The 16,548-nt window shown below is 71.0% G+C and carries 13 protein-coding genes; all 13 read left to right on the forward strand.

Annotation, left to right across the window (positions count from 1 at the left end):
- Positions 1-874 (forward strand): chromate efflux transporter (gene chrA, locus CKO28_RS21185; RefSeq protein WP_200342817.1); only part of this gene is annotated, 874 nt, incomplete at its 5' end.
- A gap of 146 nt (positions 875-1,020) precedes the next feature.
- The gene (locus tag CKO28_RS21190; RefSeq protein WP_200342818.1) at positions 1,021-2,001 is read left to right on the forward strand and encodes an RluA family pseudouridine synthase; all 981 of its coding nucleotides are present in this window, start codon (positions 1,021-1,023) and stop codon (positions 1,999-2,001) included.
- Between the two features lie 241 nt (positions 2,002-2,242).
- Positions 2,243-2,923, forward strand: coding sequence for an HAD-IA family hydrolase (locus CKO28_RS21195; RefSeq protein ID WP_200342819.1), 681 nt, complete (start codon positions 2,243-2,245; stop codon positions 2,921-2,923).
- Positions 2,920-4,968, forward strand: a complete 2,049-nt coding sequence (locus tag CKO28_RS21200) for an AsmA family protein (RefSeq protein WP_200342820.1) — start codon at positions 2,920-2,922, stop codon at positions 4,966-4,968. Before CKO28_RS21195 ends, CKO28_RS21200 begins: the two co-directional genes overlap by 4 nt.
- 20 nt (positions 4,969-4,988) lie before the next feature.
- Complete coding sequence (locus CKO28_RS21205; protein ID WP_200342821.1) at positions 4,989-5,696, forward strand: ATP12 family chaperone protein; 708 nt, start codon at positions 4,989-4,991, stop codon at positions 5,694-5,696.
- A gap of 297 nt (positions 5,697-5,993) precedes the next feature.
- Positions 5,994-7,526 (forward strand): acyl-CoA carboxylase subunit beta, encoded by a 1,533-nt coding sequence (locus CKO28_RS21210; RefSeq protein WP_200342822.1) that lies wholly within the window; start codon positions 5,994-5,996, stop codon positions 7,524-7,526.
- Positions 7,527-7,605: 79 nt separating this feature from the next.
- Positions 7,606-9,594 carry an acetyl-CoA carboxylase biotin carboxylase subunit gene (locus tag CKO28_RS21215; RefSeq protein WP_200342823.1) on the forward strand — a complete coding sequence of 663 codons (1,989 nt, stop codon included), beginning with the start codon at positions 7,606-7,608 and terminating at the stop codon, positions 9,592-9,594.
- 141 nt (positions 9,595-9,735) lie between these two features.
- A complete protein-coding gene (locus CKO28_RS21220; RefSeq protein WP_200342824.1) occupies positions 9,736-10,200 on the forward strand; it encodes a PaaI family thioesterase in 465 nt (154 codons plus the stop codon).
- A 129-nt stretch (positions 10,201-10,329) separates the two neighbouring features.
- Positions 10,330-11,502: an isovaleryl-CoA dehydrogenase gene (locus tag CKO28_RS21225; protein WP_200342825.1), complete on the forward strand. Its 1,173-nt coding sequence runs from the start codon at positions 10,330-10,332 to the stop codon at positions 11,500-11,502.
- Positions 11,503-11,735: 233 nt separating this feature from the next.
- Positions 11,736-12,425 carry an SDR family oxidoreductase gene (locus CKO28_RS21230; protein ID WP_200342826.1) on the forward strand — a complete coding sequence of 230 codons (690 nt, stop codon included), beginning with the start codon at positions 11,736-11,738 and terminating at the stop codon, positions 12,423-12,425.
- Positions 12,426-12,551: 126 nt separating this feature from the next.
- Positions 12,552-13,811 (forward strand): MFS transporter, encoded by a 1,260-nt coding sequence (locus CKO28_RS21235; RefSeq protein ID WP_200342827.1) that lies wholly within the window; start codon positions 12,552-12,554, stop codon positions 13,809-13,811.
- Positions 13,812-14,010: 199 nt separating this feature from the next.
- Positions 14,011-14,613 (forward strand): 2-hydroxychromene-2-carboxylate isomerase, encoded by a 603-nt coding sequence (locus tag CKO28_RS21240; protein WP_200342828.1) that lies wholly within the window; start codon positions 14,011-14,013, stop codon positions 14,611-14,613.
- A 136-nt stretch (positions 14,614-14,749) separates the two neighbouring features.
- A complete protein-coding gene (locus tag CKO28_RS21245; RefSeq protein WP_200342829.1) occupies positions 14,750-16,357 on the forward strand; it encodes a carboxyl transferase domain-containing protein in 1,608 nt (535 codons plus the stop codon).
- Positions 16,358-16,548 lie beyond the last annotated feature (191 nt).

The raw sequence follows: 16,548 nt of genomic DNA on the forward strand, positions 1-16,548 counted from the left end.
GCTCGGCGACGCGCTCGGCGGCGGCTGGATCGCCGGCCTGAAGCTGGCGGCGGTCGCGGTGGTCGCGAACGCCCTGCTCGGCATGGCGCGCAACCTCTGCCCCGACCGCGAACGCGCGACCTTCGCGGTCGCGGCGCTGGCGGTCGCGGTCGCGCTGCAGGGGGTCTGGGGGCAGGTCGGCGCGATCCTGGCCGCCGGGCTCGCCGGCCGGCTGTTGCTGACCGCCCAGGCGCAGGACAGCGCGCGCGGCGAGCTGCCGGTTTTCATCGGCCGGACGACCGCGGTTTTCTGTCTGGTGCTGTTCGTCGCCCTGCTGGCCGGCCTGCCGGTCGCCGCCGCGCTGGGGCAGGGGCAGGCGGTGGCGCTCTTGGACGCCTTCTACCGCGCCGGCGCCCTGGTGTTCGGCGGCGGCCACGTCGTCCTGCCGCTGTTGCAGGCCGAAGTCGTGCCGACCGGCCTGGTCGACGCCGAGACCTTCCTGGCCGGTTACGGGGCGGCACAGGCCGTGCCGGGTCCGCTGTTCACGTTCGCGGCGTTCCTCGGCGGTGCGGCCGGCGGGGTAGCAGCCAGCGCAATCGCGCTCGTCGCGATCTTCCTGCCGGGCTGTCTGCTGGTGATCGGCACGCTGCCGTTCTGGGCGCAGCTGCGCGCGCGCACCGACATGCGGGCAGGGCTGATGGGGGTCAACGCCGGGGTGGTCGGACTGCTGGCGGCGGCGTTCTACGACCCGGTCTGGACTTCGGCGGTGCACCGGCCGGCGGACTTCGCGGTCGCGGCCGGCGCGTTCCTGCTGCTGGCGGTCTGGAAGCTGTCGCCGGTGCTGGTCGTCGCGCTGGGCGCGCTCGCCGGGATCGCGCTGGGCGCCGGCGGCTAGGGCAAAATCGATGAAGGTCTGGTCGACCTTCATCTTGCTCTGGAACGTTCCCGAGCGTTTGCAGCCGCGCGGCCCCTCTGCTATCGACCCGGCTCGCTGGCCAGGCCATCCGTCGACGGCCGGCCTCACCCGTTTCCGGGAGCGCCATGACCGGCGTCGAAACCCGCACCGTCGAGCCGCCCGACGACGGCCAGCGCCTGGACCGCTGGTTCAAGCGCCATTATCCGGCGCTGTCCTACGGCCGTCTGGCGAAGCTGCTGCGCACCGGGCAGATCCGCCTGGACGGCAGGCGTGCCAAGCCCGCGACGCGGGTCGCCACCGGCCAGGAGGTGCGCGTGCCGCCGCTGCCCGATGCCGCGCAGGCGGCCGAGCGCACGCCGCCGCAGCCGAGCGACCAGGACATCGCCGAGATCCGGGGGCGCGTGCTGTACCGCGACGACTGGCTGATCGCGCTGGACAAGCCGGCCCGCCTGGCGACCCAGGGCGGCAGCAAGGTCAGCCGGCACCTGGACGCCATGCTGGACGCGCTGTGCGAGCCGGGCGCGGAGCGGCCCAAGCTGGTCCACCGGCTGGACAAGGACACCAGCGGCGTCCTGCTGCTGGCCCGCACCGCCAAGGCGGCGGATGGCCTGACCCGCGCGTTCCGGGACCAGGCGACGCACAAGCTGTACTGGGCGCTGACCGCAGGGGTGCCGCGGCCGGACGCGGGGCGGATCGACCTGCCGCTCGCCAAGCTGAAGCGCGGCGGCGGGGAGAAGATGCGCCACGCCCCGGAGCACGGCAAGCCGGCAAGCACGCGCTATCGCACGCTGATGACCTGGGGCCGGACGGTCGGCTGGGTCGCGCTCAGCCCGCTGACCGGGCGCACCCACCAGCTGCGCGCGCACCTGCACGAGATCGACGCGCCGGTGCTGGGCGACGCCAAGTACGCCGCGCGCGCCGCCTTCCCCGATGGAATCGAGGTCGACCAGCTGATGCTGCACGCCCGCGAGATCGCCCTGCCGCACCCGGGCGACGGCACGACGCTGCGCATCCAGGCGCCGCTGCCCGCCCACATGGCCGACGCCTTCCAGCAGCTCGGCTTCGATCCCGTGCAGGGCGACGGGGTGTATCCGTCGGAAGACTGAGACCGCGCGCCGGCCGCGCGGATGACGACCGCCCCGGCGGGTCCCTCTGCCTTGAGGGGAGAGGACAGGTGAGGGTGAGACTCCTCGGCGTAGATCGGGGACCCCCACCCTCACCCTCCCACGACCCTGCCCCACGACCCTGCGGGTCGCGGGCCCCTCCCTCTCGCGTCGAGGGAGAGGGGTAGCCTCCCATCGAGGGAGAGGGGCCCGACCCAGGTACGCTGAGAAAGACACGAGACCTATGGACCGCCCGCACCCTTACGCGCTGATCGTGTTCGATGTCGACGGCACGCTGGTCGACAGCCAGGCGGGGATCGTCGCGTCGATGGCGGATGCGTTCGCCGAGATTGGGCTGGATGCGCCCGGCGCGGAACGAACCCGCCGGGTGGTCGGGCTGTCGCTCGACGAGGCGGTCGCGCGCCTGCTGCCGGGCGGGCTGGACGATCCGCGGCTGGACCGGGCCGTGGCGGCCTACAAGCGCGCGTTCATGGCCCGGCGGACCCGGCCCGACTACGACGAGCGGCTGTTTCCGGGGGTGCGCGCGGTGCTGGCCCGGCTCGACCATCCGCAGGTCTGCCTCGGGGTCGCCACCGGCAAGTCGAAGCGCGGGCTGGACGCCACGCTAGCGCACCACGATCTGGCGCGCTTCTTCGTCACCACCCAGACGGCGGACGGCGGGCCCGGCAAGCCGCATCCGCGCATGCTTGAGGCGGCGATGCGCGAGGTCGGCGCCGCGCCGCACGAGACCCTGCTGATCGGCGACACGGTGTTCGACGTGGAGATGGCCGGGCATGCCGGCGTCGCCGCCTTTGGTGTAGGCTGGGGCTATCACGACGGCGAGGAGTTGCTGCGCGCGGGCGCGCGCACGGTCCTGCGGTCGTTCGATGAGCTGCACGCCCAGCTGGAGGGCCCGGCCGCATGAAGCGTTTGAAATGGATCTTCGGCGGCCTCGCGGTCGCCGTCGTCGCGGTGCTGGTCGCGGGCTACGCCGCGCTCGCCGCGCTCGATCTGGAGAGCTATCGCGGCGAGATCGAGCGGCGGGCGGAACGGGCGACCGGCCGCGAGCTCACGCTGACCGGGGCGATGAGCCTGAGCATGGGCCTGTCGCCCGGGGTCGAGGTGTCCGGTGTCAGCTTCGCCAACGCGGACTGGGGCAGCCGGGCGCAGATGGCGACCGTCGAGCGGTTCGAGGTCGAGGTCGCGCTGCTGCCGCTGTTGACCGGACAGCTGCAGGTCAGCCGGCTGGTGCTGGTCAAGCCCGATATCCTGCTGGAAACCGGTCCGAACGGCCAGGGCAACTGGGTACTGGGCGGGACCGGCGGCCAGCCGGACGCGGGCACCGGAATGACGCGGCTGCCCGACATCGCCGGCGTGCGGATCCAGGACGCCACGGTGCGCTACCGCGACAAGCAGACCGGGATCGCCCTCGACATGACGGTGGCGGAGGCCAGCCTGGAGGCTGCGGGCGAGCGCCTGGCCGTGGCGGCCGAAGGGACTTACCAGTCGGTGCCGTTCGAGCTGGACGGCACGATCGGCGCGCTGTCGACGCTGATGACGGGGGGCGGGCGCTACCCGCTGGACCTCGAGGTGTCGGCGCAGGAGACGACGATCGAGGTCGCCGGCGCCCTGGACCAGAGCGGCCGGGACGTCAGCCCGGATGTCGAGGTGACGGCGCGGACCGGGAGCCTGGCGAACCTGAGCGCGCTGTCCGGCCTGCCCGCGCTGACCTTGCCGGACGTCGGCCCGGCCCGGCTGGAGAGCCGGGTGCGCGGTACCGACGCCGGCTACCGCTTCACCGGGCTGAAGGCGGAACTGGCCGGCAGCGACCTCGCCGGCGGCGCGACGGTCGATCTGGCGGGCGCGCGGATCCGTCTCAGCGCCAATCTGACCAGCTCGACCCTCGACCTGCGCCCCTTCACCCAGGCGGCGGAGACGGCGACCGGCGGCGGCGCGGGCGGTCAACGGCTGTTCCCGGACACGCCGCTGCCGCTCGCGGCCCTGCGCGGGCTGGACGCGGACGTCCAGCTGAAGGCCGGGGTGGTCAAGCTGTCGGACGACTTCCAGGTGCGCGAACTGCGCTTGAGCGCGAACGCCGCGGGCGGCCGGTTGGAGGTCAAGCCGCTGCAGGCCGAGCTGGCCGACGGCTCGGCCGATATCGCACTGGTGCTGGACGCGGCGCAGTCGCCGGCGGACGTCAGGATCGACCTGGACGTCGCCGATCTCGACTACGGCCGCGTGCTGCGCGATCTCAAGGTCAGCGACGGCATCGACGGTCAAGTCGACCTGCGCGCCAACCTGACCGGCCGCGGCGACAGCCCGCACGCGATCGCCGCCAGCCTGAACGGCGGCTTGGAGATCGTCGGCGGCAAAGGCCGGATCGACAACGCCCTGCTCGACGCGGCCGGCGCCGGTCTGGGCGACCTGCTCGCGGTCTGGCGCGAGCAGGACGAGGACATGATCCTGAACTGTGCCTTCGCGCGGTTCGGCGCCGAGGCCGGCGTGCTCAACAGCCGGGCGATCCTGGCGGACACCGAAGCGGTCTCGTTCGGCGGTACGGGCGAGATCGACCTGGGCCGGGAGCAGCTGAGCCTGCGGATCACGCCGGAGGCGAAGCAGACCAGCCTGATGAGCCTGGCCGTCCCGGTCCGCCTGTCCGGCCCGCTCCTGGACCCGTCGATCGGCCCGGACCCGCTGGGCGCGGTCAAGGCGACCGCGTTCGTGGTCGGCTCCGTGATCAACCCGCTGGTCGCGGTCGGCGCGCTGGTGGTCGCCAGCGAGACGCAGGACCAGAACCCCTGTGTCGCCGCGCTCGCCAAGGCGCGTCAGGGCGGCACCGGCAAGGTCGAGGGCGACGAGGGCGGCATCGGCGGCTTCCTGAACGACATGGGCGAGTCGATCGACGGCGCCCTCGGCCAGTCGGGCGACGGCGGCGGCAACCGCTTCCTGGATCGCGAACAAAACCGATAGAGTGATCAGCGATAGGCACGATGCGCAGCTTCCAGCGATTCTACACCGAGGCGACCGCGGCCCCGCACGACGACGGCTATGCCGTGACCCTGGACGGCCGGCCGGTCAAGACGCCGGGCGCGCGCGTCGACCTGAGCGTGCCGACCGAGCCGCTGGCCCGGGCGGTCGCGCAGGAATGGGCCGACCAGGGCGAGAAGGTGGAGCCGCGGACCATGCCGCTGACCGCGCTCGCCTGCACGGCGCACGACGTCGCCGCGCCGCGCCGGGACGACCTGGTGACCGCGATCGCCCGCTACGCCGAGACCGATCTGGTGTGCTACCGCGCGCCCAAGCCGCAGGTCCTGACCGACCGGCAGCAGGAGGTCTGGCAGCCGCTGCTGGACTGGCTGGCGCTCACCTTCGACGCGCGGCTCAACACCACCACCGGCATCCTGCCGATCGAGCAGCCGGCGGAAGCCAAGCAGGCGCTGCACGCGGCGGTCGAGCGGTTCGACGCCATGCACCTGGCCGCGCTGTCGTCCAGCGTCCACGCCGCCGGCTCGATCGTGGTCGGCCTGGCCCTGATCGAAGGCCGCCTGACGGCCGATCGGGCATTCACCGCCGCGGAGGTCGAGCGGACCTACCAGATCGAGCAGTGGGGCGAGGACAGGGAAGCCGCCGCCGAACGCGACTCGCTGAAGCGCGACCTGGAAGCGGCGGAACGCTTCGTCGGACTGCTGGCCGGCTGATCCGGCGGTCGCGCCCGGCGATCGAGGTCGGGATCGACACCTAGAGCAAAATCGATCAAGGTCGCGTCGACCTTCATCGTGGATCTTGCTCCAACTGCTTGAAGAGAGAGCAAGATTCAGCTGAAAGGTGGGTTCACCTGTCAGCGTCTTGCTCTGGCGCGGTCATTCATCGCCCTGAAACCGTCGGCTTGGTTTCCGGCGAGCCGGCGTGCTATTGCCCTATACCGCACAGCACAATAGGACCGCGGGCGGCTTATAAAGCCGGACACCGAGGTCGTGACGGTTTCGGGGGAGGACATGCAGGAGATCATTCGCCAGCTCGACGAGAAGCGTGCGCGCGCCCGGGAAGGCGGCGGCCAGGCGCGGGTCGAGCGCCAGCACGCCAAGGGTAAGCTGACCGCGCGCGAGCGCCTTCTCCTGCTGCTCGACGAGGATTCCTTCGAGGAGTGGGACATGTTCGTCGAGCACCGGTGCCACGACTTCGGCATGGACCAGCAGCGCATCCCGGGCGACGGCGTGGTGACCGGCCACGGCACCATCAACGGCCGGCTGGTGTTCGTGTTCTCCCAGGACTTCACGGTGTTCGGCGGCGCGCTGTCGGACGCGCACGCCGACAAGATCGCCAAGGTGATGGACAAGGCGCTGGAGGTCGGCGCGCCGGTGATCGGCCTGAACGATTCCGGCGGCGCGCGCATCCAGGAGGGCGTCGATTCCCTGTCCGGCTATGCCAAGGTGTTCGAGCGCAACGTCGACGCCTCCGGCGTGATCCCGCAGATCTCCATGATCATGGGCCCGTGCGCGGGCGGCGCGGTCTATTCGCCGGCGATGACCGACTTCATCTTCATGGTGAAGGACAGCTCGTACATGTTCGTCACCGGGCCCGAGGTGGTGAAGACGGTGACCCACGAGGAGGTGACGGCGGAGCAGCTGGGCGGCGCGATCTCGCACACCTCGCGCTCCGGCGTCGCGGACCTCGCGTTCGACAACGACGTCGAGGCGCTGCAGCTGACCCGGCGCTTCTTCGACTTCCTGCCGTCGTCGAACATGCAGGACCCGCCGGTCCGCCCGACCCCGGACGATCCCAACCGGCAGGAGCCGTCGCTCGACACGCTGGTGCCGGCCTCGCCGAACAAGCCCTACGACATGAAGGAGCTGATCGAGAAGGTCGTCGACGAGAAGGACTTCTTCGAGATCCAGCCCGACTACGCCAAGAACATCATCATCGGCCTGGCCCGCATGGAAGGGCGCACCGTCGGCGTGGTCGCCAACCAGCCGATGGTGCTGGCCGGCTGCCTGGATATCGACAGCTCGCGCAAGGCCGCGCGCTTCGTGCGCTTCTGCGACTGCTTCAACATCCCGATCATGACCTTCGTCGACGTGCCTGGCTTCCTGCCCGGCACGACCCAGGAGTACGGCGGGATCATCAAGCACGGCGCCAAGCTGCTCTACGCCTTTACCGAGGCGACCGTGCCCAAGGTGACGGTGATTACCCGCAAGGCCTACGGCGGCGCCTACGACGTGATGTCGTCCAAGCACCTGCGCGGCGACGTCAACTACGCCTGGCCGAGTGCGGAAATCGCGGTGATGGGCCCAAAGGGCGCCGCCGAGATCATCTTCCGCGAGGACGCCAAGGACCCGGACAAGCTGGAGCAGCGCGCGGAGGAGTACCGGACCAAGTTCGCCAACCCCTTCGTCGCCGCCTCGCGCGGCTTCCTGGACGACGTGATCATGCCGCACGGCACCCGCCGGCGGCTGTGCAAGGCGCTCGCCATGCTGCGCAACAAGCAGCAGCAGACCCCCTGGAAGAAGCACAGCAACATCCCGCTTTAGGCCGGCCAGCGCGCCCGCTTTCGCCCGGGCGCCGACGGTGTGAGGCGACCGCGAAACGACAGACGACGGACGGTACCCCGTGTTCGACAAGATCCTGATCGCCAACCGCGGCGAGATTGCCTGCCGCGTCATCCGGACCTGCCGGCGGCTCGGCATCGCAACCGTGGCGGTCTATTCCGACGCCGACGTGGCCGCGCTGCACGTCGAGATGGCGGACGAGGCCGTCCACGTCGGCCCGCCGCAGTCGGCCGAAAGCTACCTGGTGATCGACCGGATCGTGCAGGCCTGCAAGGACACCGGCGCCCAGGCGGTGCACCCCGGCTACGGCTTCCTGTCGGAGAACACCGACTTCGCCCAGGCGCTCGCCGACGCCGGGATCGCGTTCATCGGCCCGCCCGCCGAGGCGATCGCCAAGATGGGCGACAAGATCACCTCCAAGGGCCTGGCGAACCAGGCCGGGGTCAACACCGTGCCCGGTCACATGGGCCTGATCGAGGACCCGGAGGAGGCGGTGCGGATCGCCGAGGAGATCGGCTATCCGGTGATGATCAAGGCGACCGCCGGCGGCGGCGGCAAGGGCATGCGGATCGCCCGCGACGCGCAGGGCATGCGCGACGGCTTCCGCGCCGCCCGTTCCGAGGCCAAGGGCAGCTTCGGCGACGACCGGGTGTTCATCGAGAAGTTCATCGACCAGCCCCGGCACATCGAGATCCAGGTGCTGGCGGACACACACGGCAACGTCATCCACCTGGGCGAGCGCGAATGCTCGATCCAGCGCCGCCACCAGAAGGTCATCGAGGAGGCGCCGTCGGCGTTCATGGACCCGGAGACCCGGGAGAAGATGGGCGAGCAGGCGAAGGCGCTGGCGCGCGCGGTCGGCTACGTCACCGCGGGCACGGTCGAGTTCATCATGGACCGGGACAAGTCGTTCTTCTTCCTGGAGATGAACACCCGCCTGCAGGTCGAGCACCCGGTGACCGAACTGGTCACCGGCCTGGACCTGGTCGAGCAGATGATCCGGGTCACCGCCGGGGAGAAGCTGCCGATCGCGCAGACGGACGTCGGCTTCAACGGCTGGGCGATCGAGACCCGCGTCTACGCCGAGGACCCGCTGCGCGGATTCCTGCCGTCGATCGGCCGGCTGCAGTACTACGACGAGCCCGCCGAGGCGGCGGGCGTGCGCATCGACACCGGCGTGGTCGAGGGCTCCGAGATCTCGATGTACTACGACCCGATGATCGCCAAGCTGTGCACCCACGGGTCCAGCCGCGACCAGGCGATCGAGCGGATGCAGCACGCGCTCGACGCCTATTACATCCGCGGCATCAACCACAACATGGCGTTCCTGGCCGACGTCATGGCCAAGCCGCGCTTCCAGTCGGGCGACCTGTCGACCAACTTCATCGACGAGGAATACCCCGACGGCTTCCACGGCGCGCAGCCGACCGAAACGGTACGCCAGCGCGTCGTGATCGTGGCGGCGATCCTGCAGCGCGCCGCCGCCGGCCGGGAGGCGCAGATCGTCGGCCAGATGAGCGGCCACGGCGCCGAGGTCGGCGACGACTGGGAAGTCTTCCTGGACGACGAACGGGTCCCGGTGACCGTGACCCATGGCGGCGACGGGCTCTGGCGCGTCGCCACGCCCGCGGGCGAGGACGAGGTGCAGACCGGCTGGAGACACGGGTCGCCGCTGTTCCACGCCAGCATCTCCGGCCGGCCGGTGACGGTGCAGGTCGACCGGGTCGGCGCGCGCTGGCGCCTGACCCACGGCGGCGCCAGCGTGGAGGCGCGCGTGCTGCGCCCGCATGCGGCCCAGCTTGCCGCGCTGATGCCCAAGAAGGCGCCGCCGGACTACTCCAAGTTCCTGCTGTCCCCGATGCCGGGCCTGTTGGTCAAGCTGCTGGTCGAGGAGGGCACCCCGGTCAAGGCGGGCGAGGAGCTCGCCGTGGTCGAGGCGATGAAGATGGAAAACGTCCTGCGCGCCGAACGCGACGGCACGGTCGCCAAGGTCCACGCCGAGGCTGGCGCCAACCTGGCGGTCGACCAGGCGATCCTGGAGTTCGAGTAGAAGCAAGAAGAGGGTAACCACAGAGGGCACAGAGATGGTGTGCCGGATGGCGCCAGCGACCGGATCCTCTGTGAACTCTGTGCCTTCTGTGGCTGAAGCTTACTTTGCCTGCGGCGCGACCGGCGCCGAGGGAGCTTGTGCATGACCGCCTTCGAGCCCGGCAGCGCGGATTACGAACGGCGAACGCGCGACTCGTTCGCCCGGCAGGCGGCGATGCGGCTGATCGGGGCGGAGATGACCTCCGTCGAACCGGGCCGGGTCGAAATCGCCCTCCCGTTCAGCGAGCAGGTCACCCAGCAGCACGGCTTCATCCACGCCGGCATCACGAGCGCGATCGCCGACACCGCCGGCGGCTTCGCGGCCTTTACCCTGTTTCCGCCCGACGTCTCGGTGCTGACGGCCGAATACAAGATCAATCTGCTGGCGCCGGCGACCGGGCCCCGGCTGGTCGCCGTGGGCGAGGTGCTGAAGCCCGGGCGCACGCTCACCACCTGCGAGGTCGCGGTCTACAACGAGGCGGCCGACGGCCGCCGCAAGCTGTGCGCCAAGGTCCTGCAAACGCTTGCCCGCGTCGGTCCGCGCCCCGATATCGGCGAGGCCGGTTAGACCAAGGCGCGGGCTGACAGCGCCGGTGCGACCGCGTAACACTGTTCCCCGGCAAGCCGTCGGCGACCCACGAGCAACAACGCCGGCCGCCGGCCGCCGACCGGGCGCCGCTTACGGGGAGGAACCGCCATGCCCGCCAACCAGGGGCCCAGCCTCGACTTCCAGCTGGGCGACACCGCCGACATGCTGCGCGACACGGTGGCCTCCTTCGCCGCCGACCGGATCGCGCCCTTGGCCCACGAGATCGACCGGGAGGACCGCTTCCCGCGCGAGCTGTGGCCGCAGCTGGGCGAACTCGGCCTGCACGGCATCACGGTCGAGGAGGACTGGGGCGGCGCCGGCATGGGCTACCTGGAGCACGTGATCGCGATGGAGGAGGTTTCGCGCGCCTCCGCCAGCGTCGGGCTGTCCTACGGCGCGCACTCCAACCTGTGCATCAACCAGATCCGCCGCTGCGGCACGGATGCGCAGAAAGAGCGCTACCTGCCCAAGCTGATCTCGGGCGCGCACGTCGGCGCGCTCGCGATGAGCGAGCCGGGCGCGGGCTCGGACGTCGTCTCGATGCGCCTGAAGGCGGAGAAGCAGGGCGACCGCTACGTCCTCAACGGCACCAAGATGTGGATCACCAACGCTAGCGAAGCCGAGACGCTGGTGGTCTACGCCAAGACCGATCCCGACGCCGGCGCCAAGGGCATCACCGCGTTCATCGTCGAGCACGACATGCCGGGCTTCCGGATCGCGCAGAAGCTGGACAAGCTCGGCATGCGCGGCTCGCCCACCTGCGAACTGGTGTTCGAGGACGTCGAGGTGCCGGAGGAGAACGTCCTGGGCGACGTCGGCAAGGGCGTGCGCGTGCTGATGAGCGGCCTGGACTACGAGCGCGCCGTGCTGGCCGCGGGGCCGCTCGGGATCATGCAGGCGGCGATGGACGCGGTGATCCCCTACGTCCACGAGCGCAAGCAGTTCGGCCAGGCGATCGGCGAGTTCCAGCTGATGCAGGGCAAGCTCGCCGACATGTACACCCGGATGAACGCCGCGCGCGCCTACGTCTACGCCGTCGCGCGCGCCTGCGACGCCGGCAAGCCGGTGCGCAAGGACGCCGCCGGCGCGATCCTGCTGGCCGGCGAAACCGCCACCTGGATGGCCGACCAGGCGATCCAGGCCCTGGGCGGCATGGGCTACATCAACGAGACCCCCACGGGACGGTTGCTCCGCGACGCAAAGTTGTATGAGATCGGTGCGGGAACCAGCGAAATCCGCCGCTGGCTGATTGGCAGAGAGTTGTTCGAGGAGACGGCCTGAGCGGGGGTGCCGCGCCGCCTCGGCGGGTCCCCTCTCCTCCATGTGGGAGGAGAGGGACAGGGTGAGGTGGTCTGCACATCATGGGCGCCCGTGGTCCCACCTCCCCTAACCCCTCCTCCCGCGTGGAGGAGGGGGATTAACGAGGGCACCCGTCTTCCATCGACCCCTAGCCGCGCCCCCGCGCCACCGCTAGTGTCGCGCCGCACAAATCACCCGAACCAAGGGGCGCGCAATTGCCGACGGCGCTGGTGACGGGCTGCAACAGAGGGCTGGGCTACGAGTTCGTGCGCCAGCTGGCCGGGGACGGCTGGCGGGTGCACGCGTGCTGCCGGCAGCCGGAGAAGGCGCGCAAGCTTAAAAGCCTCGATCCCGGCGACGGCGAGGTCGTGCGCCACCGCCTGGACGTGACCGACGGCCTGCAGCTGGCCGGGCTGGGACGCGAGCTGGCGGACGAGCCGCTCGACCTGTTGATCAACAACGCCGGCATCTTCGGCCCGCGCGGCGGGTTCGGCAAGATCGCCTACGAAGACTGGCTGCAGGTGTTCAACGTCAACACCCTGGCGCCGATGCGCGTGGCGGAGACGTTCGCCCGCCACCTGGAGCGCGCGGACAGTCCCCGGCTGCTCAACATCTCCTCCAAGCTGGGCTCGATCGACGCGAACGAGACCTCGGGCGCGCACCTCTACCGCTCGTCCAAGGCGGCGCTCAACATGGTCACCAAATGCCTGTCGATCGACCTGGACGGCCGCGGCGTGATCGTCGCCGCCGTCCACCCGGGCCACGTCGCCACCGATATGGGCGGGCGCAACGCCGCCGTCGCCCCGGAGGACAGCGTGGCCGGCGTGCTCGCCATGGCCCAGCGCCTGAGCGCCGCCGACAACGGCGGCTTCTACGGCTACGACGGCACCCCGCTGCCCTGGTAGCTCCGCGCGCATCCTTGGCTTTCGAAAAATTCGTACATTGCGTCCGGGGCTGGAAGCGGTGAGGCTGCTGCCGCACTGCAGCGTAACGTTCCGGCGGTTGATGCCGCCATCAGCCCAAGGACACGCATGACACCAGCCACCCGCCTGACCGCCGCCGGGTTCGTCGCCACGGCCGTCGCCTTCGGCCCCGCGCGGATGGGTTTCGGCCTGTTCCTGCCGGCCTTCCGGGCGGAGTTCCAGCTGACCACCGCGACCGCCGGGATGATCGCCAGCGGCGGTTTCCTGGCGTTCCTGGTCGCGCTGCTGGTCAGCGCCTGGGTCGGCCGGCGGTTCGGCGAGCGGGTCTCGGTGATCTCGGGCGCGCTGGCGGCGGCCGTCGGCTTCGCGGCGGTCGCGCTCGCGGGCGACGGCTTCCTGCTCGCGCTGGGGATCGCGCTCGCGGGCACCAGCGCCGGGCTCTGCTGGGCGCCGTTCAACGACGCCGCCGAGCGGGTGGTGGCGGAGGAAGCGCGCGCGACCGCGCTGTCGGTCGTCTCCACCGGCACCACCTTCGGGGTCGCCGCGGCGGCGCTGCTGGCGCTGGGCGTGACCCAGGGGGTGCTGGGCTGGCGCGGCGCGTTCGTCGGGTTCGCGCTCAGCGCCCTGGTGCTGGCGGCGATCGCGTGGTGCGGGCTGCCGTCCAGCCGGGGCAAGAAGCCGACCCGCAAGGCCGTGGACCAGATCGTCCAGGCCGGCCTGCCGGCCAAGCTGACGCACGATGCCTCGCAGGCGAGCGCGGCGGCGAAGGCCCGCCTGACCCAGCGCGCCGCGATCCCGCTTTATGTCAGCGCGCTCGTGTTCGGCATGACCAACGCGATCTTCCTGTCGTTCGCCGCCGACCGGGTGGTCGGCGCCGGCGGGCTGCCGGGCCTGGCGAACGACGTCGCGTCGGTCGTGATCTTCCTGGGCTACGCGGTGTTCGGCGCGCTCGGCCTGGCGACCGGGCGGATCGAGGCGCGGGTCGGACTCGCCCCGCTGTTCTGCGTGATCTTCACGGCCGCGACCGCGTCGCTGCTGCTGATCGCGCTGGCGCCGACCTCCTGGGCGCTGGTGATCGCCGCGTCCGGTCTGCACGGCGCCGCGATCATGATGGTGAGCGCGGTCTTCTCGTTCTGGAGCGTGCGCCTGTTCCCCGGGCGCAGCACGCTGGGGTTCACCGCGACCCTGCTCGCGATGGCGGCCGGCAGCGTCCTGGGGCCGACGCTGGCCGGGCTGCTCGCCGCCGCGCAAGGCCCGGTGGCGATGTTCCTCGCGGCCGCGCTGCCGCCGCTCGGCGTGGCGGTCTGGTTCGGCGCCAAGCTGCGCCAGCCGCGCCCGCGCCTGCCGCCGACCCGTCGGCCGACCTAGAGCGAGATGCTGAAAGGCGCAGCCACCTTTCGGCTGAATCTTGTTCTCTCTTCAGGCAGTTAGAGCAAAATGCACGATGAAGGCCGACCCGACCTTCATCGATTTTGCCCTAGCCGGACGCCGCGGTCCGCCAGACCCTTCCCAGCGACGACGGCGCGTGCCAGCATCCGCTTGACGCTCGGACGGGAGGACAGCGGCCATGCCGGCGGCGATCGAGTTCTATTTCGACTTTTCCAGCCCTTACGGCTACCTCGCCGCGCAGGAGGTCGAGGGGATCGGCCGGCGCCTGGGGCGCGAGATCGTCTGGAAGCCGTTTCTGCTGGGCGCGGTGTTCAAGACCACCGGGGCGGCCCCGCTGCTCGAGATCCCGCTCAAGGGCGACTACGCCAGGCGGGACATGGACCGTTCCGCCCGGCGGATCGGGGTGCCGTTCCAGATCCCGCAGCCGTTTCCCTTCTCCGCCGTCCCGGCGGCGCGCGCCTTCTACTGGCTGGCCGAGCGCGACACGATCGCCGCCAAGGACCTGGCGATGAGCCTGTACCACGCCGCCTTCGGTCAGGGTCACGACATCTCCACCCCCGACGCGGTCGCCAAGACCGCCGCGATGCACGGGCACGACCCGGGCGAGGTCCGCGCCGCGCTGGACGACCCGGCCGTCAAGCAGCGCCTGAAGGACGAGGTCCAGGCCGCCCAGACCAAGGGGGTGTTCGGCTCCCCCTTCCTGCGGGTCGACGGCGAACCTTTCTGGGGCCACGACCGCCTGGCCGACGCGGAGGCCTGGGCGGAGACCGGCGGCTGGTAGGCGGCCGTCGCTATTTCGCCTTGCCCCGTCCGGGATCGCCCGCGCATCCTCGCAGGCCATGACAAGACCGGCGCATCGACCGGCCGGCGCAGGTAAGCCGGCGCAGGTAAGCCGGCGCAGGTAAGAAGGGGAGGCGATGAGCGTGCTGAAGAGCGCGGTCGATCCGCGCGCGCAGGCGTTCAGGGACAACGCCGCGGCGATGCGCGCCCTGGTGCGCGACCTCAACGACAAGGTGGCCACGGTCAAGGCCGGCGGCGGCGAGCGCGCGCGGCAGCGCCACCTGGACCGCGGCAAGATGCTGCCGCGCGAGCGGGTCCGCGGCCTGCTCGACGAGGGCGCGCCGTTCCTGGAGGTCTCCCAGCTCGCCGCCTATGGCCTGTACGACGACGAGGTGCCCTCGGCCGGCGTGATCGCCGGCGTCGGCCGGGTAATGGGCCGCGAGGTGATGATCGTCGCCAACGACGCGACGGTGAAGGGCGGCACCTACTATCCGATGACGGTGAAGAAGCACCTGCGCGCCCAGGAGATCGCCGAGGCGAACCATCTGCCCTGCGTCTATCTGGTGGATTCCGGCGGCGCGAACCTGCCCAACCAGGACGAGGTGTTCCCCGACCGCGACCACTTCGGCCGGATCTTCTACAACCAGGCCAACATGTCGGCCAAGGGGATCCCGCAGCTGGCTGCGGTGATGGGCAGCTGCACCGCCGGCGGCGCCTACGTCCCGGCGATGTCGGACGAGGCGGTGATCGTCAAGAACCAGGGCACGATCTTCCTGGGCGGGCCGCCGCTGGTGAAGGCCGCGACCGGCGAGGAGGTGAGCGCCGAGGAGCTCGGCGGGGCGGAAGTGCACACCCGCGTCTCCGGCGTCGCCGACCACCTGGCGCAGTCGGACGCCCACGCGCTCGCGATCCTGCGCCGGCTGGTCGGCAACCTGAACCGGCCCAAGCTGCACGGCCTGGAGGTCCGCGAACCGCGCGAACCCGCCTACGATCCCGAGGACCTCTACGGCATCGTCCCGCCGGACCTGAAGACGCCGTTCGACGTCAAGGAGGTGATCGCCCGGCTGGTCGACGCCAGCGAGTTCGACGAGTTCAAGGCGACCTACGGCACCACCCTGGTCTGCGGTTTCGCCCACCTGCACGGCTATCCGGTCGCGATCCTGGCGAACAACGGCATCCTGTTCTCGGAGTCGGCGCTCAAGGGCGCCCACTTCATCGAGCTCGCCAACCAGCGCGGCATCCCGCTGATTTTCCTGCAGAACATCTCCGGCTTCATGGTCGGCCGGAAGTACGAGGCCGGCGGCATCGCGCGCGACGGCGCCAAGCTGGTCACCGCCGTGGCGACCGCGCGGGTGCCCAAGTTCACGGTCGTGATCGGCGGCTCGTTCGGGGCCGGCAACTACGCCATGTGCGGCCGGGCGTACGCGCCGCGCTTCCTGTGGATGTGGCCGAATGCGCGGATCTCGGTGATGGGCGGGGAGCAGGCGGCGACCGTGCTCGCCACCATCCGCCGCGACGCCAAGGAAAAGCGCGGCGAGGACTGGCCGGCGGACGCGGAGGCGGCGTTCAAGCAGCCGATCCGCGAGCAGTACGAGGCGCAGGGCCACCCGACCTATGCGTCGGCGCGGCTGTGGGACGACGGCGTGATCGATCCCGCGGACACCCGCCGCGCGCTCGCGCTGGGCCTCTCCGCCGCCCTCAACGCGCCGGAGGAGCCGGCCAAGACGCCGACGTTCCGGATGTGAGGCGATGCGCTCTTAGATGGTGTGCAGAGCTACCTCACCCTGTCCCTCTCCTTCCAGTGAAGGAGAGGGGACCCGCCGCGACATCCAGTGTCCCCACCATCACCGGGGAGGGGGCGGCGTCGACAGCGGGTTCCCTCTCCTCCACTGGGAGGAGAGGGCTAGGGTGAGGTGGTAGCCCCGGCTCCCCCCCC

The sequence above is a fragment of the Rhodovibrio sodomensis genome (genome assembly GCF_016583645.1).
Lineage (GTDB): Bacteria > Pseudomonadota > Alphaproteobacteria > Kiloniellales > Rhodovibrionaceae > Rhodovibrio > Rhodovibrio sodomensis.